Origin of the sequence: Siphonobacter sp. (assembly GCF_048595215.1) — a bacterium.
Classification (GTDB): domain Bacteria; phylum Bacteroidota; class Bacteroidia; order Cytophagales; family Spirosomataceae; genus Siphonobacter.
In genome coordinates, this window is the sequence record NZ_JBMDWJ010000351.1 from 30,844 (window position 1) to 56,076 (window position 25,233).

Annotated in this window: 17 protein-coding genes; 5 read left to right on the forward strand and 12 right to left on the reverse strand. The window is 48.2% G+C overall.

The features are described from left to right. Positions 1–316: 316 nt before the first annotated feature. Positions 317–1,720 carry a BamA/TamA family outer membrane protein gene (locus ACOJTG_RS21810; protein ID WP_420155743.1) on the forward strand — a complete coding sequence of 468 codons (1,404 nt, stop codon included), beginning with the start codon at positions 317–319 and terminating at the stop codon, positions 1,718–1,720. Positions 1,721–1,771: 51 nt separating this feature from the next. Here the strand turns inward: ACOJTG_RS21810 and ACOJTG_RS21815 are convergent, their stop codons facing one another. From ACOJTG_RS21815 to ACOJTG_RS21830, 4 genes are all read right to left on the reverse strand, one after another. Next, on the reverse strand, positions 1,772–3,211 hold the full coding sequence (locus tag ACOJTG_RS21815) for a SusD/RagB family nutrient-binding outer membrane lipoprotein (protein ID WP_420155744.1): 1,440 nt from the start codon (positions 3,209–3,211) through the stop codon (positions 1,772–1,774). Between the two features lie 89 nt (positions 3,212–3,300). Beyond that, positions 3,301–6,513: a SusC/RagA family TonB-linked outer membrane protein gene (locus ACOJTG_RS21820; protein WP_420155745.1), complete on the reverse strand. Its 3,213-nt coding sequence runs from the start codon at positions 6,511–6,513 to the stop codon at positions 3,301–3,303. A 395-nt stretch (positions 6,514–6,908) separates the two neighbouring features. Beyond that, positions 6,909–7,496 (reverse strand): LutC/YkgG family protein, encoded by a 588-nt coding sequence (locus ACOJTG_RS21825; RefSeq protein WP_420155746.1) that lies wholly within the window; start codon positions 7,494–7,496, stop codon positions 6,909–6,911. A 12-nt stretch (positions 7,497–7,508) separates the two neighbouring features. Further along, on the reverse strand, positions 7,509–8,882 hold the full coding sequence (locus ACOJTG_RS21830) for a lactate utilization protein B (protein ID WP_420155747.1): 1,374 nt from the start codon (positions 8,880–8,882) through the stop codon (positions 7,509–7,511). A gap of 583 nt (positions 8,883–9,465) precedes the next feature. Between ACOJTG_RS21830 and ACOJTG_RS21835 the strand changes: the two genes are divergently transcribed. After that, positions 9,466–9,855: a hypothetical protein gene (locus tag ACOJTG_RS21835; protein WP_094811788.1), complete on the forward strand. Its 390-nt coding sequence runs from the start codon at positions 9,466–9,468 to the stop codon at positions 9,853–9,855. Between the two features lie 58 nt (positions 9,856–9,913). On the opposite strand, the gene ACOJTG_RS21840 is transcribed toward ACOJTG_RS21835, so the two are convergent. The 6 genes from ACOJTG_RS21840 to ACOJTG_RS21865 form a co-directional block, all read right to left on the reverse strand. Continuing rightward, on the reverse strand, positions 9,914–10,651 hold the full coding sequence (locus ACOJTG_RS21840; protein ID WP_420155748.1) for a (Fe-S)-binding protein: 738 nt from the start codon (positions 10,649–10,651) through the stop codon (positions 9,914–9,916). 80 nt (positions 10,652–10,731) lie between these two features. Next, on the reverse strand, positions 10,732–12,117 hold the full coding sequence (locus ACOJTG_RS21845; protein WP_420155749.1) for an FGGY-family carbohydrate kinase: 1,386 nt from the start codon (positions 12,115–12,117) through the stop codon (positions 10,732–10,734). Between the two features lie 79 nt (positions 12,118–12,196). After that, positions 12,197–13,477 carry a TIM barrel protein gene (locus ACOJTG_RS21850; RefSeq protein ID WP_420155750.1) on the reverse strand — a complete coding sequence of 427 codons (1,281 nt, stop codon included), beginning with the start codon at positions 13,475–13,477 and terminating at the stop codon, positions 12,197–12,199. Positions 13,478–13,628: 151 nt separating this feature from the next. After that, entirely contained in the window at positions 13,629–13,943 is a 315-nt protein-coding gene (rhaM, locus tag ACOJTG_RS21855) for an L-rhamnose mutarotase (RefSeq protein ID WP_094811795.1), read from the reverse strand. Between the two features lie 97 nt (positions 13,944–14,040). Next, positions 14,041–16,152: a bifunctional aldolase/short-chain dehydrogenase gene (locus ACOJTG_RS21860; protein WP_420155751.1), complete on the reverse strand. Its 2,112-nt coding sequence runs from the start codon at positions 16,150–16,152 to the stop codon at positions 14,041–14,043. Between the two features lie 537 nt (positions 16,153–16,689). Further along, positions 16,690–19,422, reverse strand: coding sequence for a family 78 glycoside hydrolase catalytic domain (locus ACOJTG_RS21865; RefSeq protein WP_420155752.1), 2,733 nt, complete (start codon positions 19,420–19,422; stop codon positions 16,690–16,692). A 174-nt stretch (positions 19,423–19,596) separates the two neighbouring features. Here ACOJTG_RS21865 and ACOJTG_RS21870 point away from each other — a divergent pair, with 174 nt between their 5' ends. Beyond that, positions 19,597–20,634 (forward strand): GntR family transcriptional regulator, encoded by a 1,038-nt coding sequence (locus tag ACOJTG_RS21870; protein ID WP_420155753.1) that lies wholly within the window; start codon positions 19,597–19,599, stop codon positions 20,632–20,634. Positions 20,635–20,767: 133 nt separating this feature from the next. On the opposite strand, the gene ACOJTG_RS21875 is transcribed toward ACOJTG_RS21870, so the two are convergent. Continuing rightward, complete coding sequence (locus ACOJTG_RS21875; RefSeq protein ID WP_104709915.1) at positions 20,768–22,321, reverse strand: sigma 54-interacting transcriptional regulator; 1,554 nt, start codon at positions 22,319–22,321, stop codon at positions 20,768–20,770. Positions 22,322–22,512: 191 nt separating this feature from the next. Between ACOJTG_RS21875 and ACOJTG_RS21880 the strand changes: the two genes are divergently transcribed. Together ACOJTG_RS21880 and ACOJTG_RS21885 are read left to right on the forward strand one after the other, a co-directional pair. Then, the gene (locus ACOJTG_RS21880; protein ID WP_420155754.1) at positions 22,513–22,887 is read left to right on the forward strand and encodes a BlaI/MecI/CopY family transcriptional regulator; all 375 of its coding nucleotides are present in this window, start codon (positions 22,513–22,515) and stop codon (positions 22,885–22,887) included. Further along, positions 22,887–24,278, forward strand: coding sequence for a M56 family metallopeptidase (locus ACOJTG_RS21885; protein ID WP_420155755.1), 1,392 nt, complete (start codon positions 22,887–22,889; stop codon positions 24,276–24,278). Before ACOJTG_RS21880 ends, ACOJTG_RS21885 begins: the two co-directional genes overlap by 1 nt. A gap of 68 nt (positions 24,279–24,346) precedes the next feature. Here ACOJTG_RS21885 and ACOJTG_RS21890 read toward each other — a convergent pair whose 3' ends face one another. After that, a complete protein-coding gene (locus ACOJTG_RS21890) occupies positions 24,347–25,183 on the reverse strand; it encodes a fumarylacetoacetate hydrolase family protein (RefSeq protein WP_420155756.1) in 837 nt (278 codons plus the stop codon). Between the last annotated feature and the right edge of the window lie 50 nt (positions 25,184–25,233).

A 25,233-nucleotide genomic window follows, 5' to 3' on the forward strand; every position in this document is an offset into this window, starting at 1 on the left:
GAAGAACGTACTAGCCGTAAAACAAAAATTCGCCGATCTCAGAGAGATCGGCGAATCCGTTATTGGTCTTTCTTCCCATTTGAAAACCATATCGTTTACGTCGCTGAATGTCATTCATTGACGATTGGTATCAATTTTGGTGAACCGCTGCGGCATTGTCCGTAACAATTCTTATGCAATGATACGAATAATATTGAAACATCTAAAGAAATAGTTGAATTTTTTTACGTAAATTTTTTTAAAAATAAAATCAGAAAATTTCTCAAGGTGCTCATGCTAGCTTTAATGGATACTTTTGAGGTATAGTCCAACCCCTATGCTGGCCACCTTATTTAGTACTTTGCTTCATTTTCAGGGACTTAGCCCCGCCTTGCCTGATTCCAATTACGTAGTTGTGCGGGAAATTCGGCTAGTGGGCAATCGGCGTACGAAAGACTTCATTATTCGTAGAGAGTTGGATTTCAGGGAAGGGGATACGCTGTCTTTGGAAATGCTGCCGGAGCGGTTGGAAAAAAACCGTCGGAAAGTCTTTAATACCAACCTATTCGTAACGGCGGAAGCAAAAGTCAACCTGGAACCGCGGGTCGATTCAATGCGGACGGCAACCATTGAGTTTGACTTGCGAGAGCAATGGTACATTCTGGGCTTTCCCATTTTCCAGTTGGCCGACCGGAATTTTAATGAGTGGTGGACCGAGCGTAACCGCGATTTAAGTCGCACGATCTACGGCGTAAATCTACGGCACTATAACTTTCGGGGACGGGCCGAACAGTTGAAAATCAATCTTGAGTTTGGGTTTGCCCGCTATTTTGACTTTTCGTATCGCATTCCGTACATCGACCGCAAGCAGAAGCTGGGCGTCACTTTTGGCATTTCCTACAACACCACCAAAAATCTGGCCTATCGCACTGATCGGGACAAACTGATTTATCTGCACAGTGAAGATTTACTACGGGAGCGTTTTTATACCAACGTTATTTTTAGCCGTCGGAATCACTATTACGACTTTCAGAATCTGGAGATTCGCTACGCGACGCATACCATCGCGGATACCGTAGTAGATCTAAATCCTAATTATTTTCTGCAGCAAAGAACGCGGCAACGCTATTTCTTAGTCTCCTATGGCTATACGTACGATTTCCGGGACAAGGCTCAGTATCCGTTACGGGGTTTCGTTTTTCGGGTGGTAGCCAATCGTTACGGAATACTGCCGAAGGATCAAATCAATCTGACCGACCTCACGCTTAGCTTTGCCCGGTATCGGCCCGTGGGTGGCAAATGGTACTATGGGGCGGTTGCTGAAGGCAAGACTTCCTATCCGCAATTGCAGCCGTACTTACAAACGAGAGGGCTGGGTTATTTAAACGATCTGGTTCGCGGTTACGAACTGTTTACGGTGGATGGACAGCATTATTTGTATTTGAAAAATACGCTACGGTATCAGTTGCTGGAGCGAAAGATATTCCTGAAACCTCTGCGAAAAATTCGTCAGTTCAATACCCTGCCGATTGAAATCTATCCCAACATCTTCCTCGACGGAGGGCAGGCCTGGAATCAATATCGCGGTTACTACAATAGCCGTTTCGCCAATCACTTTATGCTCGGCTACGGAGCGGGATTGGATATCGTAACGTGGTACAATGCCGTTTTTCGCTTTCATTATGCCTTTACCCGGGATGGGGTAGGCGGCTTTCGGTTTAATGTGGCGAGGGAGTTTTAAACGCAAAAAGCCGGGTCAGAAGCCCGGCTTTTTGTTTATACTGGAAGAGGATTACTTATCCCACCAAACGGGAGTAGCATCCGTATCGGGACCCTGACGAGAAATGACCGCGTTGTAGTTTTCCGTGTTCAAATCACGCTCAGTCGTCGGATAACCCTGACGTAAGGGAATCTGCTTGCTATTGTTAGCGGCACCAGGAGCAGGTTTGAGGAAGTTGGGGTAACCCGTTCTCCGCCATTCTGACCAGGCTTCGTAACCCTGCATATACAGAGCAATCCACTTTTGCGTACCAATCAGTTCAAGTGCTTTCGCATCCGAATATGCAACATTTGCTTTGGCGATATAAGCTGTATAAGCTGCTTCGGTATAAACACCCCATTGCTCCATAGAAGCTTTGATCGCTGCTTCATACAGGGCTTTGGCATCGCCCGTAATCCAACCTAATTTAACAGCTTCTGCTTGACTAAACAGTACCTGCGAGTAAGTCAGTACATTGGCCGGAGCCGTAATCACCGTACGTAACGAAGCATTAGGAAGGGAAACATCGGCTGCTTTCAACGTTGGGTTCGTTAGACCGTAAGGCATACCTACGTAATCCTGAGAAGTCGTTGCTTTATCCGCGAAGGCGGGCAAACGCGGATCCGTAAGGGGTTTTAGGTAATTTACCAAAGGCTCACTTACCGCAAAATCCAGACGACCTGAGGTAACAAAGCTAGCAAACCAGGGGTTCGGATACGTATCCGTGTAGTTGTAACGAACGTTATCGGAATTGGAAGCCAGGGGGCCATCCTGCATGGCTGCTACGAATTCGGTTTTACCCTTGGTTGCATCTACCTTGGACAAACGCAAGGCCAGAATCATCCGCAGTGAAGCAGCAAACTTTTTCCAACGCGTAGCATTACCACTCAGGATGATATCTCCTCTTACCGCAGTTCCGCCATCAAACTGAGCTCCCGCTTCTTTCAGTTCCTTGAACAGATCCGTGTAAATATCCTTCTGAGCATCGAAAGTAGGCGTAAAATCCTGCTCTGCCTTCAAAGCCTGAGAGTAAGGAATATCACCGAAACGATCCGTCAATACGGAGAAAAAGTAAGCTCGAATAATCCGGGCTACTGCAATCTGATTGGCATTGGAACCATTGGTTGTAACGCCAGCTTTCGTCGCATCATCCGAGTTTACCTTGATGATATAATTCAAACTCGTAAGCGGTCCGGCATAAAAGTTATTGTAGCTAAAAGCCGTACCCTGATAGCGAGAATTTTGGGTATAGGTAATTTCAGACCAGTGCTGAGCGTAAAGAATAGGCTGAGCATCGCTGGCCGTAACGGCTAATCCAAAGTTAGTTTCTGCCCCCGTTAATAATGCCGCGGTGCTGGCAACCGAAGCCCGGTTCGGGTCTACGTTCATGTCGCCGAAATCACTACAGGAGGAAACAAGAGTCATCAAGCCTAACAGACCAATGATGGGTTTCTTGAATGCTATTTTTTTCATGCTAAAGTTTTGTCTATTCGTAAAAAGCGTAATCCGAATTGGCTGATTAGTAGGCTTATTCAGAAGCTTTAAACTATTAGGGAGTATGATTATAGTCCAAATCTTACGTTGAAACCAACTGAACGAACGGGGATCTGCTGACCTCCTTCACCCCATTGGGTCTGCGTTTCTGAAGGATCGATACCGCCACCAACTTTGCTATAAATCAGGAAGGGATTACGAACCATGAGGGCGATGTAAGCCGTTTTGAAAGGCGTATTCCGAATCCAGGCTACGGGTAGGTTATAGCCTAAATTTACTTCTCGCAGTTTTACGTAGGTTTTGTCGAAGATCCAGTTTTCATTCAGATCAAACAGACGACTTTCGTACAATGACTGAGCATCGGCGTAAGTCGTGTTAGCCGTACCATCGGCGTATACGGAATTCGGGAAGAGTACACCACCGCCATTCGCCGGATCGTCCCGTTTCGGATTGCCTTTACCGTTCAGACCAGCCGTTTCAGCACTTAAACCTGAACCAGCCAGGAACATACGTGAGGTAGAATAGAATTTACCACCCAGAAGCCAGTCAATATTGAAACGCAGCGTAACCCCTTTGTAATTAAAGGTACTCAAGAAACCACCCTTCATTTTAGGTAATACGTTAGCTAAATCCTGGTTGGCGGTAGAAAGGGGCAAACCATTCGCATCTACAATAACTTTACCATTGTTAGGGTTATCAACTTTATTACCATTGGCATCTACGGCCTGATAACGCTGGAATTGACGACCTACGATAGTACCCCAGTCAGAGCCTTCGCGAGCAATAAATCCTAAACTAGTACCGCCAAATTGAGGTACACCGCTGAAGATGGAGGTTTGTCCCAAGTAAGCCTGCAACAGGTTATAGGTCTTCACGCCAGCGGCCAGTTCAACCACTTTTGAGCGGCTGCGATCCAGGTTGATGTCGAAATCCCAAGTAAAGTCTTTCGTTTTAATGGGTACGGCATTGATGTGCAATTCCATACCTTCGGAACGAATGTTACCTGCGTTGATAAGAGCAGTATTGTATCCACTTGATCCTGGTACGGATAAGGGTAAAATCTGGTTGGTGTTGTCCTGACGATAAACCGTAAATTCCAGACCAATCCGGTTGTTAAGGAATTTCAAATCAATACCACCTTCGTAACCACTGGACAGACCTGGCTTCAGGTTCTGATTGGGTAATTGCGTCGGAATGGTTTGAGTTGTATTGCTTCCGTACTTCTGACCTACGTTGTAAACCGTATAAATCTGGTAAGGATCAAGATCTGAACCAACCTGAGCAAATGAACCACGGATTTTACCGTATGAGAGTACGCGTTTGTTCTGCAGGAACTCCGAGAAGATCAAACCAGCCGTTACGGATGGGTAGAAATAAGAGTTGCTATTAACTGGTAAAGTAGAAGACCAGTCATTGCGAGCCGTTGCTTCAATGAATAACAGATCATTGTAATCGAAGCTTACGTATCCAAATACGCTACGAACCTCTCTTACGTAATTGTTACTAGTGAAAGTACCCGGCGTAGCAGAGTTGGTGATGTTGTAATAATTCGGAATCGAAAGACCACCATTCGTATTCATGGCCAGGTATTCCCGAGTATTCTTCCGAATGTTACCACCAGCGTTAGCGTTCAGGTTAAACTTACCAAACTTCTTGTTATAAGAAAGTAAACCTTCGTAGTTGTCCTCACGACGCGTATCATTTGAAGTACCAAAGTAAGCCGTATTCTTCGTAAAAGATGCTACCCGACGATTGTAGTAACCAGTCAATAAATCCCGACGTGCTACCACAGAAAGACTTAGATCATCTGTAAACTTGTACGTTAAGCCGAAATCACCAAAAAGACGCTCATTCTTTTCGTTGTTGATGTTTTCATAAACCTGCGTATAGGGGTTATCCCAGTACAGGGGCGTCGTGTTCTCCGGACCTGTAATGTTCCAGCTACGGTACGTTCCGTCGGGGTTTTTGTACGTACGCAATTGCGTCATGTCCAACTGACGTTGGAACCACTGGTTGAATGATCCAATCGTCTGGTTCTGTCCGCTATAGCCATCCGAAGGACGGTTGCGAGTCTTCTCGTTTGAGTAGTTCAGGTTCAGGTTAGCCGTGAATTTAGGCGTAATGTTGATGCCCAACTTACCCGATAAATAGTCCCGCTGCTGCTGACTATTTGGGATAATACCTTTTACGTTAAAGTTCGTGTAAGACACGCGAGCGTTAAAGAGTTCATTCGACTTGCTGATGGCTACGTTAGTGTTTACCGTGGCACCGGTCTGGAAGAAGCTGCGAATGTTATTGGGCTGCGGTGAGAAAGGAACTTCTTTACCAAAATCCGGATCAGAAGGAATCCAAGAATACCAGGGACGATACAGCGTACCATCCATTCGGGGACCCCAGCTTTCATCGGCCGAGTAATCAATCGTTTTCTGTCCGTTAAAGGCAGCCCAGCTAGCGGGGTGAATCGCAGGATTGTACTTGAATGTACCGAAGTCCTGGGAATAACCACCACCGTACTCGTTTTGATACTTAGGTAACAAAGAAACGTTGTCGAAGGTCGTACTGTGGTTGACATCAATACCCAAACCTTGCTGATTCTTACCTTTTTTCGTCGTAATAACCACCACACCGGCAGAAGCCCGGTTTCCGTACAGAGCAGAAGCCGCGGGGCCCTTCAGTACGTTCAGAGATTCTACGTCGTCCATGTTGACGAAGTTCACATCCGTAACCGTACCATCCACTACGTATAAGGGATCGCCACCCGTCAGTGAGTTCACACCGCGAATCCGGATGCTAGGTGTACCGAATTTAGCACCTGATTGGCTAAATACCTGTACCCCGGCTACTTTACCCGCCAAGGCGTCCGCTACGTTGTTGTTGCGGGCAATGGCCAAGTTGGCTCCCTTTACTTCCTGTACAGCGGAGTTGATGGCTTTCTTTTCGCGACCAATGTTCAAAGCCGTAACGACTACTTCCTGAAGATCGTCATTGGTAACTTGCAGTACTACGTTTACTTCCGTACGATTATCAACGCCTACTTCTTGTCTAATAAAACCGATAGACGTGAAGACCAAGGTAGCATTAGCTCCTACGTTCAGTTTGTACTCTCCATTAGCGTTCGTGGAAATACCCCGGTTAGTGCCTTTAAGCGTTACGTTGACTCCGGGAATGGGAGAACCGTCATCACTTGAGGTGACCTTACCAATCACCACACGATCCTGTCCGTACGCATGCATAACAAGCGTACTGAGCAACATAACTGTTGCCAGTAGAATTTTTCTCATTTGTTTTGGTTAAGGAGTTAGGGATTTATGTTAAATCCTGTCTACAAACATAATATAATATTTGCATTCTGTCAAAATGTAAAATTTATTGTAAGGTCAAGGTTTGAAGTATTTTTAAAATAATCCCCTGTTTTTTGTGAAGATTACAAAACAAAAGAGTCCTCTTTAGTAATATGTACAAAAAAAATAGAATAAATGATTTGAAATTTTTAGTTGCTCTGCGAAAGCCTAAATAGGATAATTTCAGTATTTGCTTTTTAGGAAGGTACAAATCAGATAATGAATGACTTAGCCTTTTAACGTTGTATACGTATATTGATGAACAGTACCTATAAAAGGAGCCAGGCCGAATGATACATCATCCGGCCTGGCTCCTTTATGATAATCGGAAAACGTTACTCTATAATAAAGACTACCAAACTGCGGGCTCCGTGTGCCCCTACCACCAGCGATTGCTCAATGTCAGCGGTTTTGGACGGACCAGCGATGAAGGTACCAAAACCCGTCTCGTCGACCTGAATCCGGCGGTAAGCTTCGTGCATGTTCGGGACAATCGTTTCGGCCCGGATGATCAGTACTAAATGCTGTGTGATAAAGGGTAAGGCCCGATGCCGCATTTCCTGTTCCGTTACCCAGATGGCTCCATTTTCGGCCACACCGTATCGCCCTGGGATTACGGCGAGTTCGATAGCTTCCAGCTCGTGGGGATCGCTTACACCAAGATCCGCGTTGCCCAGATCCGCTAATTCGGGTAACGTTATAGCTATACGAGTTAAATCCGGGTAAATCTCTTTTAAACGTTCGGCAACCCTGGATAAATCCGGTACTACCTCCACGGTGCCGCCAATCATTTGCAGTGTTTGTTGATACTGAGCCAACACATCCGGATAATTCGATTCGAAGGTATATACGGATGGCAGCGGCAACAAATCGGGTTTATTCGCCCGAATGGCCTGTAATATGGTTTCTCGACTCGAAGACATGGCTAATAATATTTATTTACGATTCTTCTCCCACCACTGCCGGAAACTGTCTTTGGGAGCATCGGGCAACTCACGGTGAATACTCCAGGCATTCAGCGGATTGTTGGCCGCCCAGGGAGCAATCCGTAAGGCCGTACGAGCCGCGTTGAAACTCAGTTTAAATAAGGTAGGAGAGGCCAGTACCTTCGAAGCCAGTTGTAAGCTGGTTTTTTTGATGCCGCCCACGTAGCCTTCCTGAGCCAGTACCTGCCGCCATTTATAAAGCTGGTCATGAATATCGATTTTCACCGGACACACGTTCGAGCAACTGCCGCAGAGGGTACTGGCAAAAGGTAAATCCGCGTTCTTCCGCATATCCAGATTCGGAGCCAGGATCGAGCCAATCGGTCCTGCCACGGCGTTGTGGTAACTATGGCCGCCACTTCGCCGGTATACGGGGCAGGTGTTCATACAGGCTCCACAGCGAATGCACTTTAAGGAATTCCGGAAATCAGGTCGGCCCAACTGCGTAGTACGACCATTATCAACGATGACAATGTGCATCTCCTGACCGGGTCGGGGCCGGTGAAAGTGACTGGAATAGGCCGTCACGGGTTGTCCGGTTGCACTGCGGGTCAGTAAACGAAGGAACACGCCTAGATGCTCAGCTCGCGGGATGATTTTCTCGAAACCCATACTGGCAATGTGAATCTCGGCCAGGTGAGCTCCCATGTCGGCATTTCCTTCATTGGTACACACTACAAAACCGCCCGTTTCGGCGATGGCGAAGTTGACGCCCGTTAGGGCCGCTCGCCGGGTCAGAAAGGTTTCGCGGAGGTGTTGCCGGGCTGCTTCCGTCAGGTACTGCGGATCGGTCGCTCCTTTTTCCGTACCCAAGTGCTCGTGAAAGGTGTCGCCTACGTCCGATTTCTTCAGGTGAATGGCCGGAAGTACAATATGACTGGGCGGTTCCTGCCGAAGTTGCACAATGCGTTCACCCAAATCCGTATCGATTACTTCAATACCCTTGCTCCGGAGAAAGTCGTTGAGGTGACATTCCTCGGTGAGCATGGACTTGGATTTAATCATCCGGTCAATGCCCTTTTTATTGAGTAGCGACCAGACAATCTCATTATGTTCCTGAGCATTCGCGGCCCAGTGTACCGTAATGCCGTTTTCTTGAGCCTTGCGTTCAAAGTTTTCCAGCAGGGTATCCAGGTTCGATAAAACGTGATGCTTGATTTGCGACGCTGCTTCCCGTAAAGCCTCCCATTCGGGCAATTGCATGGCCGCCCGGTCGCGTTTCTGGCGTACCCACCACAGGGTTTCATCGTGCCAGTCTACCCGGGGTTCGTCTCTATTGAATACTTCCGAGGCGGCAGCGTGATCAAGTGTATGCGGACTCATGACGTTGATGTTAGATTACTGGAAGAAGAAGAACTTCTTCGTTTCATACTATTATAGACTTACACTAAAAACCAGTTCAAGCATTTCAAGAAAGCTTTCTGTGTTGGGACATCCAGTTTTAGGAATTTAATTTTTCCCAGAATGTAAAATAACACCTTGATTTCTTGTTTTTGAGAACAGATTGAGCTTAAACCATTCAAAAAGAATGTAAAAGGCTTGTTTTATAAAATTTATAAAGCTTGATCGTCAATTACACAAAGCTTTTTATAAGATTTTATAAAGTGAACATTATAACTATTCCAAGGCAGGGTTTTGAAGATGAAACCTTTTTCGCTTAAACTCCCCAAAAATCGCGTAAAAAAACCATTGGACTTTTTAAACAACTTTCGGCACTAAAAATAGAAATGTTGTACTATTCTAAGTTTATGGTGGCACCGTAAGAGGAACTTTTCGGATTTAACATTTAGGTAATTGACTCATAATCAAACTATGTGCACCTTTGTATCACCCAAACGGCAAAACACAATCAAAAAGCTGTTTGCACTTGTTTTGTATTTTTCCCATTTGAAAAACATATCATCCCATGAAAAAGTCCATCAACTTCATCCTTGCAGCCTTCGTGGCTTTTAGTAGTGTAGCTTTCAACGCCACTGCTACCGTAAATTCTGATCCTGCGAAAGAAACGGTAAAAGCAAATCCGTACAACGCACAACTGGCTCAGGATTCTCAACTGCGTTTCCAATTGACGTTTCAAAATCCTGATAAAAAGAAATTGACGATTGCTATCAAGGATAAGGAAAACACGACGCTGTTCACTGAAACGACTACTAACGAAAACTACCTGCGTCTGTTCGATCTTTCGACGTTAGGCGATGGCAAATACACGTTCGAAGTATTGGGTGGCAAAAATCGCTACACGCAATCATTCGAAATCGCTACGCAAACGAACCGTACGGTTTTAGCTCGTAACTAATTAGAATCCCCCATTTTTTGCGGCGTCCTGTAAGCCATAGCTTATGGGACGCATTTTTTTATTCCTGGGCGTTCAGAATTTCGGCGATGTGCACAATTCGAACCGGACTTTTCTGGCGTTTCAGAATGCCTTCCAAGTGCATCAGGCACGACATGTCGCCCGCCGTGATGTACTCGGCTCCGTGGCGTTGATGATCGGCAACGCGATCTTTCCCCATTTTCGAGGAAATCGATTCTTCACTGACGGCGAACGTACCGCCAAAACCGCAGCACTCGTCCTTACGATCCAGCTCAACCAGTTGCAGGTCTTTTACCATGCCGAGCAGTTTACCGGGTTTGGAAAAAGCCGGGCAGTTCAATTCGCTCATCTGCGAGGTTTTCAGTCCCCGCTGGCCGTGGCAGCTTTGGTGCACGCCCACCTTATGCGGAAAGCGGGCTTCCAGCTTTTCGACCTTCAGTACATCCGTCAAAAATTCCGTGAGTTCGTACACCCGATGCCGGATCGTATCCGCCAGCGACTGATTTTCGGGATAGTGCAGATGTTCCTTGACGTGCAGTACGCAGGAACCGGAAGGAGCTACGATATAATCGTATCCCGTAAAATTGCGTACAAAATTGGCGTCGCAACCGCCGTTGAGGTGGGCAAAGCCCGAGTTGGCCATGGGCTGCCCGCAACAGGTCTGATTACGGGGAAAATCTACTTCACAACCAAATTTCTCGAGTAATTCCAAGGTAGCAACGGCTACCTTCGGATAAAATTGATCGACGTAGCAGGGAACAAAAAGAGCAACTTTCATCAGCTTTGAGCTTGTCGCTATTGGCTGTGTACTCGGGTTTCTGCTTTCGGATCAGCGAAAAGCGGACGGCCAATAACGATTTATAATTCCGTACAAACTGTTTTCTTCAACGTAAATAAACTCCCATCAAAGGGCTTTTCCTTATTCCAAGCGTCCTCGATGACCAGAGCCGCTCCCAGAGCCGAAGCCTGAGCAATTTCCGAAGCCAGTACTTCACATTCCGGAAAAGCCTGAGCCAGCAGATTCAGATAAATTTCGTTCCGGCTGAAACCACCGTCCACAAAAATTCGCCGGATGGCCGTGTTGCCTTTGGCTAATTTGACCGAAGCGATTTGCTGAGCCATCAAATCCAGAATCAACTGATGGTACGCTTCTTCGTAACTACTGAATTCATTCAGGTTTCGTTCCGAAAAAGTGGAATCTTCCAGCGAACCCAGCCGTACCGAATCGGGCGAAGCCTGGTTGAAGCGACTGCGTAAGGACAAAAGAATGGCTTCGTCGTATGATACTCGCTGATACTGCGAAAGATCCGTTTGAAAATAATCCGCCAGGTGTTTAACGGCCCGTTCGTGTTCATTTCCGGCAAACAACCGGGAAGCTTTGACCGGATCACCCCGGAAGGTCAGGTAACTGAGGCAATCCTGACGTAACTCGCTGATCGTAAGGGGTTCGTCGCTGAACGGGTTCATGGTAATGCACCAGGTTCCCGTCGAAATCAGTAGAAAAGGTTCCTGCCCGAACGCCCGTAGGTACGGTACCAGAGCCGCCGAACTGTCATGAATACCCACGCCCACCTGCATATCGTCTTTTTCTACGGCGGGGGAGGTCACAAAAGAAGGCAGAACCATCTGCCCCAGCGAATGAAATCCTTCTTCGAATACCCAGCGGTGGTACTTGCGTTGCGTAAAATCCCAAAGCCCCGTATGGCAACCGACGCTGGTAATTTCAGAAACAGGACGCTTGGTAAAAAGATAGCTGGCGTACTGGGGCAGGTGCAGTGAGTGCTCAATTTGCCAGTACAACTCGGATTTCTCGTACTTGAGCCAGTACAACTGCATCCCTGAATTCAGCATACCCAAAACGGGCGAAGCCGTACGGGCCGACCATTCCAGTCCCGGACCGTAATGATCGTTAAAGCGTTGCTGAAGTTCAAGTGGGAACGTTTTTAGGTAATTATAGAGGGGCGTGACGGGTTTTCCGTCGACGTCAATATGAACGAAACTCGCCCCGTACGCGGAAAAATTCAGAGCCCGTACGTCAAATCGGCCTTCGTTCAAGACTTCCGCTAGACTGTCGATCAGCCAATTGCTCAATAACTGTAAATCATCCCCGTGGAATCCGTCATCGTCCGGAATTTCTTCGAAAGGTGTCTGCTTCTGGTACACGATCTGGTAGTGCTGATCAAAGAGAAGCAGTTTCTTATTGGTTTTCCCAATATCAAAAATGGCGACGCAGGGGATAGACATGGGGCGTACAGAATGAATTAATGAATGGGTGGATTAAAAAAACGTCAGGTACAGGTAAGTCCTGTACCTGACGTAACTATTAAAGACCAGTAGCCACGGCTTTCAAACCACGGGCTTCGATCAATTTATTGCGAAGGGATAACTCACGGTACAGGCCCACGGGATTCAGAGCGGCATCGGCCCGCAAACGGGCTTCGGCTAGCAGAGGCCGTAAATCCGTACGGAAGGCATTCTGTAATAGCTCCTGAGCGGCGGCTACATCGTTGTTAGTACGGGCTTCTTCCAAAGCCACGCGATCCACGAGCAATGCCTGAGCGTAGGCGAGCTTGATGGCTTCAACGGATTGCAGCAAATCTTCCAGCGGATCTTTTACGTTGTGCGACGCATCAATCATCCAGCCCAAATCCGAGGCGTGATTCATGCCGCGAGCATCCATGCCATCGACCAGTTCGTTGAAAATCAAGAATAACTGATACGGTTTGATACTACCGGCCGTCAGATCGTCGTCGCCGTATTTCGAATCGTTGAAGTGGAAACCACCCAGCTTTTCTTCCATCAGCAGCAGCGATACAATTTGCTCGATGTTGGCATTGGGCAGGTGGTGACCCAAATCGACCAGCGTGTACGCTTTAGGGCCTAACTTGCTGGCGTACAGGAACGATTGGCCCCAGTCACCCACCGTAGTTGAGTAGAAGTTGGGTTCAAAGGCTTTGTATTCGACGAAAATCTTCCAGTCGGCGGGAAGAGCCGCGTAGATTTCCTGCAAACCTTCCAACGTACGCTGGAAAGCTTTGCGGAAGTTCAGTTGTCCGGGGAAGCTCGAACCATCGGATAGCCAGACCGTCAGGGATTTAGAACCCAGAGCTTCGCCGTAACGAATCACGTCGATGTTATGATCGATAGCTTGTTTACGAACAGCGGCATCGGTATGTTGCAGCGAACCAAACTTGTAGCTCAGCTCCTGATTCGGCTGATCCTGGAACGTATTCGAGTTCATGGCATCGAATACGAGGCCGTAGCTGGCGGCCAGTTGTTTGATGGCCTCGCCGTCGGTCGGAATGTCCCAGGGAATATGCAGGGAAATGGCTCCGCTCGAACGGTTCAGAGCGTGTAGCAGGCCTACGTCAGCAATTTTTTCTTCGAGATTCCGGGGTTCCCCACCACCCGCAAAGCGGCCAAAGCGGGTACCACCCGTACCCAGAGCCCAACTGGGAATGGCAATCTGAAAATCAATAAGTTTACCAAGGATACGCTCGGTGTTTTCGGAGCCTAGTTCTTCGGCTAAAAACTCAAACTTCCGGCGATGAGCAACTTCATGCTGCTGGTTATATTGGGCTATCTGATAGGATTCGAGAGGCATATGTTGGTTAGTGTTAGCGTGTTGAGTTTTGGGTTTAGGGTTTTGAGTTTTATCACATCAGAAATAGGGATAGTTAGATTCATCCATTCATTCAAAGTGGACGATAACCGCAGCGGCGGCCATTCAAAACCCTAAACTCAAAACACCAAACTCATTTCAGGTAAAAAACTTCCGGTAAAGCGACCTGTACGGGTGACTGGTCGGGATTGGTTTCCATGAGATCAGCCATGTACGCCCACCACTTCTGCATGACGGGATTTTCGGGTAACTTCCCTGTAACGCTCAGATCATCGACTTCCTGTACGCCGAAAAGCGTATTCGTGCTTTCGTCCAGAAAAATCGAATAGTTATGAATGCCGCTGGACTGGAGTAATTCCACCAGTTCCGGCCAGATTTCGTCGTGTCTCCGGCGGTATTCGTCCACGTTTCCCGGAAACAGCTGCATTTTAAAAGCAACGCGAGGCATACGAAGGTTTTGAGTTATAAGTTTGAAGTTTAGAGTTTTGAGTTCGCGTACCCTCTTTTATGCAAGCATTTAACTCAAAACCCTAAACATCAAACGCTTAGCGGTAAAAGCCCATTGCAACCCCACCATCTACATTCAGGGCGTTGCCGGTAGACTTGTTGAGAAGTCCGCCTACGAACGCGAAGCAGGCATTGGCGATGTCTTCCGGTAAAATGATTTCGTTCAATAGGGTCCGCTTGGCGTAGAAGGCGGGCAGCTCTTCCACCGTGATACCGTACGCTTTAGCCCGACCTTCGGCCCAGGCACCCGCCCAGATCTTCGAATCGGCAATAACAGCGTCAGGATTAATGGTGTTGACCCGGATCCGTTCGGGACCCACTTCCGCCGCCAGCAAACGCGTACCGTGGGCCTGAGCCGCTTTCGCGGAGCCATACCCCAGGTTGTTCGGACCACTCACAACAGCATTTTTCGAAGCAATATTGAGAATGTCACCCCCCAGAGCCTGCTTCCGCATGACAGCCACGGCGGCTTGCGATACTAGGAACTGACCTTTGACGAGAATATCGAACAGTAAATCCCAGTCCTTCTCCGTATGATCTTCGATGGATTTGGAAATGGAAATACCGGCGTTGTTCACGACAATATCCACGCCACCGAAAGCCAGCGAGCAGGCATCGAAGGCCTTGGCGATGGATTCCGCCGAGGTAACATCGAGCAACTCGGAAGCGGAAGAATCTTTCCCGTAGCTTTTCAGGAATTCTTCCTTGGCTCCGGCCAGGCGGTCAGCGTCGTTATCATTCAGGAAGACGACGGCACCTTCAGCCTGTAATTTCTTGGCGATGGCTTTACCAATACCTCCCGCGGAACCCGTAATCAGGGCAATCTTGCCCGAAAGCGGCTTGGGCTTGGGCATGCGTTGCAGCTTGGCTTCTTCCAGCAACCAATATTCAATGTCAAAAGCTTCCTGACGGGGTAGGGACGTATATTCCGAAATAGCCTCGGCACCCCGCATCACGTTGATGGCGTTGACATAAAATTCCGACGCTACGCGAGCGGTTTGTTTATCTTTCGCAAACGTAAACTGACCCACGCCCGGCCACAGAATCACCACCGGATTGGGGTCACGCATGGCGGGACTGTTGCTGCGTTTGCAGCTTTCGTAGTACTCGGTGTACATGGCCCGGTACGCTTCGAAGGCCGGAGCCAGTTTTTCCTTCAGAGCTTTGGTATCCGAAAGATCCGCGTCGGCGGGCAGGTCGAGTACCAGCGGCTGGATTTTCGTACGCAGGAAGTGGTCGGGGCAGGAGGTACCCAGCGGAGCCAACTTGTCCAGGTCATTGGAATTGATGAATTGGAGTACGCGTTCATCATCCGTAAAATGACCGATCATGCGTACGTAGCTGGAGCAGAAACCCCGCAGTACGGGAGCCAGTTTAGCCGCCTGCTCTTTGCGGTTTTCAACGGTTTGCACTTTCTGACCACCGAATACGGGGCCTTTTTTGCCGTAGTTTTCTTCCAGATATTCCGCACAACGTTCGATCACTTCGAGCGTGTTGATGTAGCTTTCATAGGCCGTATCACCCCAGGTGAATAAGCCATGGCTACCCAGAAAAATACCACGAATGCCCGGATTTTCGGCCAGACATCGTTCCAGTTGCAGACCCAGATCGAAGCCGGGACGCTGCCAGGGGACCCAGCCGAGCGTACCCCCAAACAGATCTTTCACGATCTGCTCGCCGTCTTTCGCCGCCGCAATGGCAATGGCCGCATCGGGGTGTAGGTGATCAACGTGATTGAACGGCAAAAAGGCGTGTAAGGGTGTATCGATGGAAGGAGCTTTCGAGTCCAGATCGTAGATACAGTGGTTAAACAAATCCACCATCTCATCTTCAAATTCAAGACCCCGGTACCGATTCTTCAAGGCGTGTAGACGATCCAGGTACAAGGCCGCTAGTCCCGATTTCTTCAGCGTACCTAAGTCACCACCGGAGCCTTTCACCCACATCACCCGGGTATCGTCGCCCGTCAGCGGATCGGGAGACGTCACTTTGCAGGACGTGTTGCCGCCTCCGTAATTGGTCAGGCGAAGGTCAGCACCTAACAGATTAGAACGGTAAATCAGGAGAGCGACTTCATCGCCAGCCAGTTCGGCGGCTTTCGCATCATCCCATAAATAACTTACGTGCTTGAAAGAGGTAGTCTCGGTCATGATTGTATACAAAAAATGATATAGGCCTTAGTTAGCGGTACAAATGAACCAAAGGAAAAAGAATGAGCTGTCATGGTCTGTTAGGGTGAACCATCCTGCTCTGTATGGCTGCTCGTTCGAAGGAGTTCGTAGCCAGAAGGTTAGAAAAAGGCTGTTTGAGTGGGTATCAGGTTTGAGGATTGGTTTAAGGTTTCAGTAACATCAAGTCCGAATCCTTTGAAAACCCCAACGGGGTTCAAGTGAATTAATTCGGGGTTACAACCCCGGGCCTTCCAGTAGCAGAGCGAAGCATCCCGGAGAGATTACACACGTTAATCCAATGAATCATAGGCTTATTGATTAAGAATGAATAACGTATGGATTCGTTCCATGCATAAAACCGATCCACGTGAAGACGCAAAACCGATTTTTATACGATCACTTCAACGAACACGACTCGAAATTTTCAAGGAGTGTTCGTTGAAGTAACGAATCTTGCCCTCATTCGGATTGGTAGTTCACGAACTAACCAGGATTGCTGACCTAACGCGATCCGGCCTACTGAATTTCTACTCGGTACGACCCCGGAACCAGCGTAGTCGTATTGGTTTTGAGTTTCTTTCCGGCCAGCGTAGCGGTTTGGCCCACTGTCAGGGGCAGTACCAGTTCGGCCTGCGTATTGGGTGGTACGGTGACGTTCAGTTGGAGCTTCCCGTTTTTGCGTTCCCAGTTGGACACAATCGGGCCGTACAGCGATTGATACGAAAACTTCACCCAGTTGAGGTCTTTCGGCGGCTTGGGAGCAATGCGGAAGGTTTTGAAGCCCGGATCAATCGGTTCCACACCCGCCAGATACCGGAAATACCACTCAATGACGGAACCGTACGCGAAGTGATTGCGGGAGTTCATGCCTTCAGGTTTTTCCTTGTCCGAATTCCAGAGCTCCCACATCGTCGTAGCTCCATTTTCGGCCATATAGCCCCAGCTCGGGTACGTTTTCTGCGTAGCTACCTGATAGGCCAGGTCATTGTACCCGTAATCCGACAGGCGGGGCAGAATCTGCTGGGAAGCGATGAAACCAGTCGTCAGGTGATTGTCGTGAGCCTTCACATCATCGGCTATGTTTTGAGCGATGCGAGCCCGCAGGTTTTCCGGTACAATGCCGAAAGTAAGCGGCATCAGGTTGGCCGCCTGGGTTTTACCTTCGTAATTGTTATCCTTGAAATAGAGATCGTTGTACTTCGACGTATACTGTTTGGCTAAAGCCGCATATTTAGTAGCATCTTCCGTTTTGCCGAGTACCGTAGCCGCTTTCGCCAGGAGCGTATTGGAATAAACCTGATACGCTCCGCCAATGGGCTTACTGGGCGAGGCTACCACGGGAACCCAGTCGCCGTAGCCGAACCATTGTTCACTGGGATCAGAGAAATAGTATAGTCCCGTTTTTTTCGTCGAAGCGTGCTGGTTCATGTATTCTACCCAGGCTTTCATACTGGCGTAGTTCGTTTCCAGGATGCGTTTATCGCCGAAAAATTCGTAGGAAGTCCAGGGAACAATCAGCGTCGCATCGCCCCAGGCGGGCTTTGACGGACCACCCACTACCATCTTCGGATTAACGTCGTACACGTATCCCGAGGGATGCTGGGAATCCGCAATATCCCGGGAATATTTGGCCCAGAAACTGTTGATGTCCATCAGATAGCAGGAAGAAGCCACAAAAATCTGAGCGTCGCCCATCCAGCCCAGTCGCTCGTCGCGTTGCGGGCAATCGGTCGGAATGGACAGGGCGTTACTCTTCAGCGTCCAGCGGGCATTCGAGTAGATTTTGTTGAGAATATCCTCGGAGGTAGAGAATTCGCCAATCGGTTCAAAATCCGTATGAATGACTTTGGCTACGATCTGGTCGGCGGTGGGCTTCCCCGGAAAACCGATTACTTCGACGTAACGAAAGCCGTGGTACAGAAACATGGGTTCCCATTCTTCCTTGCCGCCATTGCTTTTGCAGATGTACCGATCCGTAGACTTGGCCGAACGCAGGTTTTCCTGAGCTACGGTTCCATCGTCGTGGAGCAACTCGGCGAAATGCAGAGCCACTTCCTGCCCGTACACGCCCTTCGGAATACTCAGATGCACAATCCCCGCCATGTTCTGACCAAAGTCGAAAACGAAATGACCGGGCTTGGGTTCCGTCACTTTTACGGCTTTGCGGGTTTCCGTGACGCGGATCGGTGGAGCTTCCTGAGCCACCACCTGTAGCGTACTCATGTCGAACGTGGCGGCCTGTTCGTTCGCGTTGGCGTCGGCAGTAGGTCCGAACAGGGTCGTCTGGTTTTTGGCCGTGTTCAGTACGACGGGCGTTACCCAGCCGTCTGCTTCGGTGCCTTTCGCTTCCTGCCGGGCATCGTAATGCTCGCCGTGGTACATGGAGTCGTAAATGACGGGCGACAACCGAATTTTCCAACTGGTATTTGAAGTAATCAGCTCCCGCGTACCATCAGTATAGGTCAATTCCAGTTGGCATAGTAGTCGCAAAGGGCCCTGTGAATACCGATGGAAACCGCCGCCCCAGCCGAGGCCGCCGCTCCACCAGCCGTTCCCCAGAAAGGCGTCGATCTGGTTATTGCCTTCCTTGAGCAGCTCCGTAACGTCATAGGTTTGGTAGTATACTTTCTTGAGATAGTCCGTCCAGCCGGGCGTTAGCAGCATATCGCCCACGCGTTGCCCATTGATTTGCAGGGCATAATCGCCTAAACCCGTAGCGTATACCCGAGCCTTCACGAGTTTGCCGCGTACCGGGAATTCCTTCCGGCCCTGCGTTGAGCGGGGCGGTTCGCCCACTACGCCCGCCATGCCGATCCAGTCCGCTTTCCAGTCATCTTTGGCCAGCAGGCCCATTTCCCACCAGTCGGGTTTGGACCAGCCGGAGGCTTTTCCTTTTTCGTCCCAGATTTTTACTTTCCAGAAATACCGTTGCCGACTTTCCAGGTTTTTTCCCTGATAATCCACGTAGACCGACTGCGAAGCGTTGATCTTACCCGAGTCCCAGACATCCCCTTGGTTTTTAGCCAGAGCTTCTGCGGAAGAGGCCACCAGGATTTGATAGGCCGTCTGGCGGGCTCCGGCTTGCGTAGACGCAAGCTGCCAGCTTAGGCGAGGCTTCCTGACGCCGGTTCCCAGGCGAATATCGCCGTATTCGTAACGAAGTTTGTGAGGGGCCTGCTGGGCCTGAACCTGTGACAAGAGCCCCACTAAAACCAGGCACAGCCAGGTGTGAAGAAAACGTTTAAGCATAAGTTTAGAGTGATTAAATACTAATTCTACAGGTTTGAGTTTAAATGTACGTAACCTGTCTATTCGGTAAGTGTAGCCAGTTGTTTTTTTCTACTCAAGCCGTCCGGAAAATATTCTATGGGGTATTTAGGACGTAACTTACGATCTTTACGGTTCAGATTGCCTCCTATTCGCATGAAACAAACGGTTCGTCAGGTCTTTGAAATCATCCAGATTGATGAGTATTCAACGACCCCTAAATACAAGCAGATTGTCAATTCAGTAATTGCGGCCCTTGAGAAGGGGCTGGTCAAGACCAAGCAGGGTTTGCCGTCGATTAATGAACTGTCGATGCTGTATGACATTTCCCGGGATACGGCTGAAAAGGCGTATAATGAACTCAAGAAGTTGGGTATTCTAGGCTCCGTGCCGGGAAAAGGCTTTTATATTGCTAGTGCCAGCTATCGGCAGAAGCGTCGGATTTTTCTGCTTTTCAATAAGTTAAGTCCCCACAAAAAAATCATCTACGACGCGATGGTGGAGATGCTGGGTGAAGAAACAGCGGTTGATTTTTACATCTACAACAACAACTTCCGGCTGTTTAAAGAGCTGATTCAGAATCGGGCCGGGCATTATACGCATTACGTCATCATTGCCCATTTTCTGGAAGGCGGCGAAACGGCGGCGGAGCTGATCAATCAGTTGCCCAAGGATCAGCTACTGATTCTGGATAAACTGGTTCCCGGTGTGGAAGGTCCGTATGCGGCGGTGTATCAGGATTTTGAACGGGACATTTTTACGGCTTTGGCTGAAGGGGAGGAGCTGTTACGAAAGTATCAGGTACTCAAGCTGGTTTTTCCGCTGTATACCTACCACGCCCGCGAAATCCTGATTGGTTTTCAGAAGTTCTGTACCGAATACGGCTTTCCCTATAAGATCATTTCGGATGTATCGAAAGAAGTGATGTCGCCGGGCGATGTATACATTAACCTGATGGAAGACGATCTGGTGACGCTGGTGAAGCAAGCAAAAACCAACGGGTACCGGGTAGGGAAGGAAGTTGGGATTATCTCTTACAACGAAAACCCGCTTAAGGAAATCATTCTCGACGGAATCACGGTACTTTCTACTGATTTTGAAGCCATGGGAAAACAGGCCGCCGAACTCATTCTCAACAACTCGACACAAAAACTGGCGAATCCATTCCGGCTGATTGTCCGGCAGTCGGTGTAGCAGAATACGTACAAGTTTGGAAACCTGCACCAGTGTTTGTTGCGTATGCCATGCGGGCAATAAACACCATAGAAAAAAGGGTACGCCGTTCAGAAACAACGTACCCCTTTGGCAATCAACTAAAAATCAACCCTTACCGTCTCCGGCGACCGCCGAAATCTTCTTCGTCATCATCTTCCTCCTCGTCGTCATCGTCAAAGTTCATGCCGGCAATAAGGCTGTCGGTCAGATCCTTGAATTGTAAGCCTTTGTCGAGGGGTTTCTTACTAATAAGCGAAAACTCAGCCATCCCATGCAGGGCAAATTCCATGAAGAAGAATTTTTCATCGCCTGTAAGTTCGGGGTGAAATTCTTCCACCAGATCGTCCAGGCCATCGATGGCCAGCAGTCGGTTCTGGTAATCTTTATCGGACAGATCGCTCAATAAGTCCAACGAGTGTTCGCCAAACCAGGTTTGTACTTTCTGGAACGGGTTCTTCTTATTTTTGATCTGTTTCTTCAACTTTTCCGGATCGGGGAAGTATTGCAGAAACTGTGTTTTAATGGCTTTACTGACCAGATTCATCGCCACGATATAGGGTCCTTCTACTTCGCCTTCGTACACCAGCTCCACCTTACCCGTAATCGCCGGAATAACTCCGTACAGATCCGCAAGACGCACGTACGTACGCTCTTCACTGTTGAGCAAAGCCCGACGTTCTGCCGCGGAAACCAGATTTTCGTACGCCGAAATCGTCATCCGGGCGGATACCCCCGACTTGGCATCGACGTATTCACTTTGACGGGCTTCAATGGCAATTTGCTCGATCAGGTCTTCCGTTACTTCATTGATAGAGACGATTTCCTGACCTTCTTTCACCTTCGCTTCCTGACGCGTGATGCGTTTACCGATCTCCAGCGTACGCGGGTAGTGCGTCAGAATCTGGCTGTCGATCCGATCTTTCAGGGGCGTTACAATGCTACCCCGGTTGGTATAATCTTCGGGGTTCGCGGTGAAAACAAACTGAATATCCAGCGGTAAGCGGAGTTTGAAACCGCGAATCTGAATGTCTCCTTCCTGCAGAATATTGAAGAGTGACACCTGAATCCGGGCCTGTAAATCGGGTAACTCGTTGATCACAAAAATTCCCCGGTGCGAACGCGGAATCAAGCCAAAGTGAATCACCCGTTCGTCCGAATAGGGGAGTTTCAGCGTAGCCGCCTTGATCGGGTCCGCATCGCCAATCAAATCGGCAACAGATACATCGGGGGTGGCAAGTTTTTCCGTATACCGCTCATCCCGATGCAGCCAGATTACGGGCGTCTCGTCGCCTTTTTCGGCAATCAGATCCACCGCGTAACGCGACAAGGGTTGTAAGGGATCATCGTTAAGTTCAGAACCTTCTACGACGGGAATGTACTCGTCGAGCAGGTAAATCATCAGGCGGGCAATCCGGGTTTTGGCCTGTCCGCGAAGACCCAGCAGGTTGATATGGTGCCGGGAAAGCAGGGCTCGTTCGACATCCGGGATTACGGTGTCTTCGTAGCCGTATACGCCGGGAAACACTTCTTCGCCCGAACGCATTTTGGTGATGAGATTGCGACGAAGTTCGTCTTTAATGGATTCAGGCTGATAGCCAGCCGCCTTGAGCTGACCCAGCGTAGTAATATTGAGTTTATCGGAAACGGAAAGCGAGTGATACGACATCAAAAAAGGGTTTAGCTACGTAAGTGGGTAACGTTTTCAGAATCAAAAAGGTTTGGGCTGGCCGTGTCGACGGTCAATTAACTCAAAGATATACGATGAAAGACACGGGCAGAATACAAAAAAAGGTGAACTCATTTGGGATATTGATTTTTTATTCTACGTTTGTAGAGTAAAATCTATGAATGTAGAATATGGCCCAGTTAACCAAAGCCGAAGAGCAACTGATGGAGCTGATCTGGCAACAGGAAAAAGTATTTATGAAGGACTTACTGGAACTGTATCCGGAGCCGAAACCCGCCGTTACTACCGTGGCTACCTTACTGAAACGAATGCAGGAAAAAGGCTTCGTGGATTACACCGTCTACGGTAATTCCCGGGAGTATTACGCCCTGGTTAAAAAGGATGATTACTTCGCTAAACATGTGAAAGGAATCATTAAAAGTTATTTTGAAAACTCAGCGTTAAAGTTTGCCTCCTTTTTTACGAAAGCTTCTAATTTATCGCTCGATGAACTGGAAGATTTAAAGCGAATCGTTGACGAAGAAATCACTAAAAAGAAAAAGTAATGGACTACCTCCTGAAGTCTATACTCTGCTCCATCCTGTTCCTGTTAGTCTATAAAGTATTGCTGGAACGGGAGACCATGTTTGTGTTCAATCGTTTCTATTTATTGATGAGTATAGGAGCCTCCTTAGCGATTCCATTACTAACGATAGAATTGAACAACCCGGAGGTAATTCCTGCCACAGAAGTAGTATACCGATTGACTGGCAACGAAGTAAATAGGCCGTTAATAGCGGTTGAAAAGCAGCCTGTTACGTTCGAACAGTATGCATGGTTAGTATATGCCCTGGTTACGGGTATACTCGCCATTCGCTTTCTGAAAAATGTACTGGCCGTGGTATGGAAAATCAGGAATGCAGTAGTAATCAGAGGTTCGATAAAGGTTGTGTTACTGGACAATGATGAATTGCCGTATAGTTTCATGAATTACATTTTCGTCAGTAAACGTAGCTATCAAAAGCAGGAAATAGAAGCACAGATCTGGCAGCACGAATTAGCCCATATCCGGCAGCGGCACACCTGGGATATTCTGTTTATGGAGTTAGTACAGGTATGCTGGTGGTTCAATCCGGCGGTGTATGTCTACCAGAAAATGATCCGGATGAATCATGAATACTTGGCGGATCATGCGGTCTTATCCATCGATCCGGAAGTAAAAAAGTACCAGCGTTTATTAGTGAGTAAAGTGAGTCAAGGTTTATTTCTTACCAGTTCTTTTAATTATGTAACTACTAAAAAAAGACTACTGATGATGACGAAAATGACTTCCCGGTTTCAACGCTTAATCAGACAAATGAGTCTGATACCAATGGTAATACTTACAATAGCTTTGTTCAGTAAAGTGGAGTACGCAGGGGCTCAGACCGAGCAAACTGCGATTCAGGTACCTTCAACCCAAAAGGGTGTTTCTGAAGAATTGTTGAAGGAATACGAAGCGATTACGAAACGAACGTATACACCCATAGAGAATGGCTCCCGCCGGTACAATCGTTACAATTTGTCTAAAGTTGAGGAAGAACGGGTTATATCGATCTATCATCAGATGAGTAAAGAACAGCAGGACAAGCAAAAAATTGTTGTCTACTATCTGCCTCCGCTTAAAAAAGAAAGGCCAACCGCAAAAGAATTGGAAATTTGGAAAAATCCTAAAATGAGTGGCGTATGGATCGATGATAAACGCGTTGCTAATGAAGAATTGAATAAGTATAAACCAGAAGATTTTTCACATGCTTCTGTAAGTAAATTATATAAAAATGCAGCTAATTACGGGAAACATTATTATCAGGTCGATCTAATGACCAACCGTGCGTATGACGAGTATCTGAAAGAAGAAACAAAGAATCCGACTTATATGGTTCGCGAAAGAAGAACGTGGAGTAAACCAGCCAAATAAGAATGGAGCAGTCAAAGAAAAAGCGTGAAGAGAGCTTCACGCTTTTTCTTTGATCAAAACTATTTTAGTTACGCCACTGTATTCACCAGCGTACCAATGCCATCGATGGTGATCTGGACTTCATCGCCGCGTTGCAGGGTGAAATCATCGGGAGGAACAATGCCCGTTCCCGTCATCAGAAAACAGCCGTAGGCAAACGAACATTCGCGGAACAGGAACGAGACTAGCTCGGTATGCTGCCGCTTCATCTGGCTGATGGAAATTTTGTTATCGTATACACTTTCCCGGTTCCGGTGAATCTCCAGTCGAATATGGGTATGTGGATCAATCGCTGTACCGGGCACGTACAGGCAGGGGCCTAAGGCAGCACTGCCATCGTACGATTTAGCTTGCGGTAAGTACAGGGGATTTTCTCCCTCAATATCCCGTGAACTCATATCGTTGCCGCAGGTATACGCTACGATTTTTCCCGAAGAAGTCATGAACAAAGTAAGCTCCGGCTCCGGAACGTTCCAGTGCGAATCTTTACGAATGCGTACCGTACCCAGGGGGTCTACGACTCGCTCGGGGGTAGCCTTGAAGAAAATTTCGGGCCGTTCGGCGTCGTATACACGGTCGTAAAAACTACCGCCACCGGCATCCTGGGATTCTTCCATTCGGGCATCGCGGCTCCGCAGGTACGTAACCCCAGCGGCCCAGACTTCCTGCCGACCGATGGGAGCCAGTAAGTCCGTATGCAACCAGTGGTGTAGCTCTGGGGAAGGGCTTACCGACGTAGTAATCGCCTGTAGTACTTCGTACAGATTATCCTGATTAATGAGCTGATCCCAGTCGGTTGCTTCGATGGGATAGTACTGTTCGTCGGCTTCCAAGACGATGCCCAGGCGGGTTTTGTATAATCTCATGGGTTTAGAAGAGATAGAAGGAATGATGGATATATTTCGAGAAAGAGGTT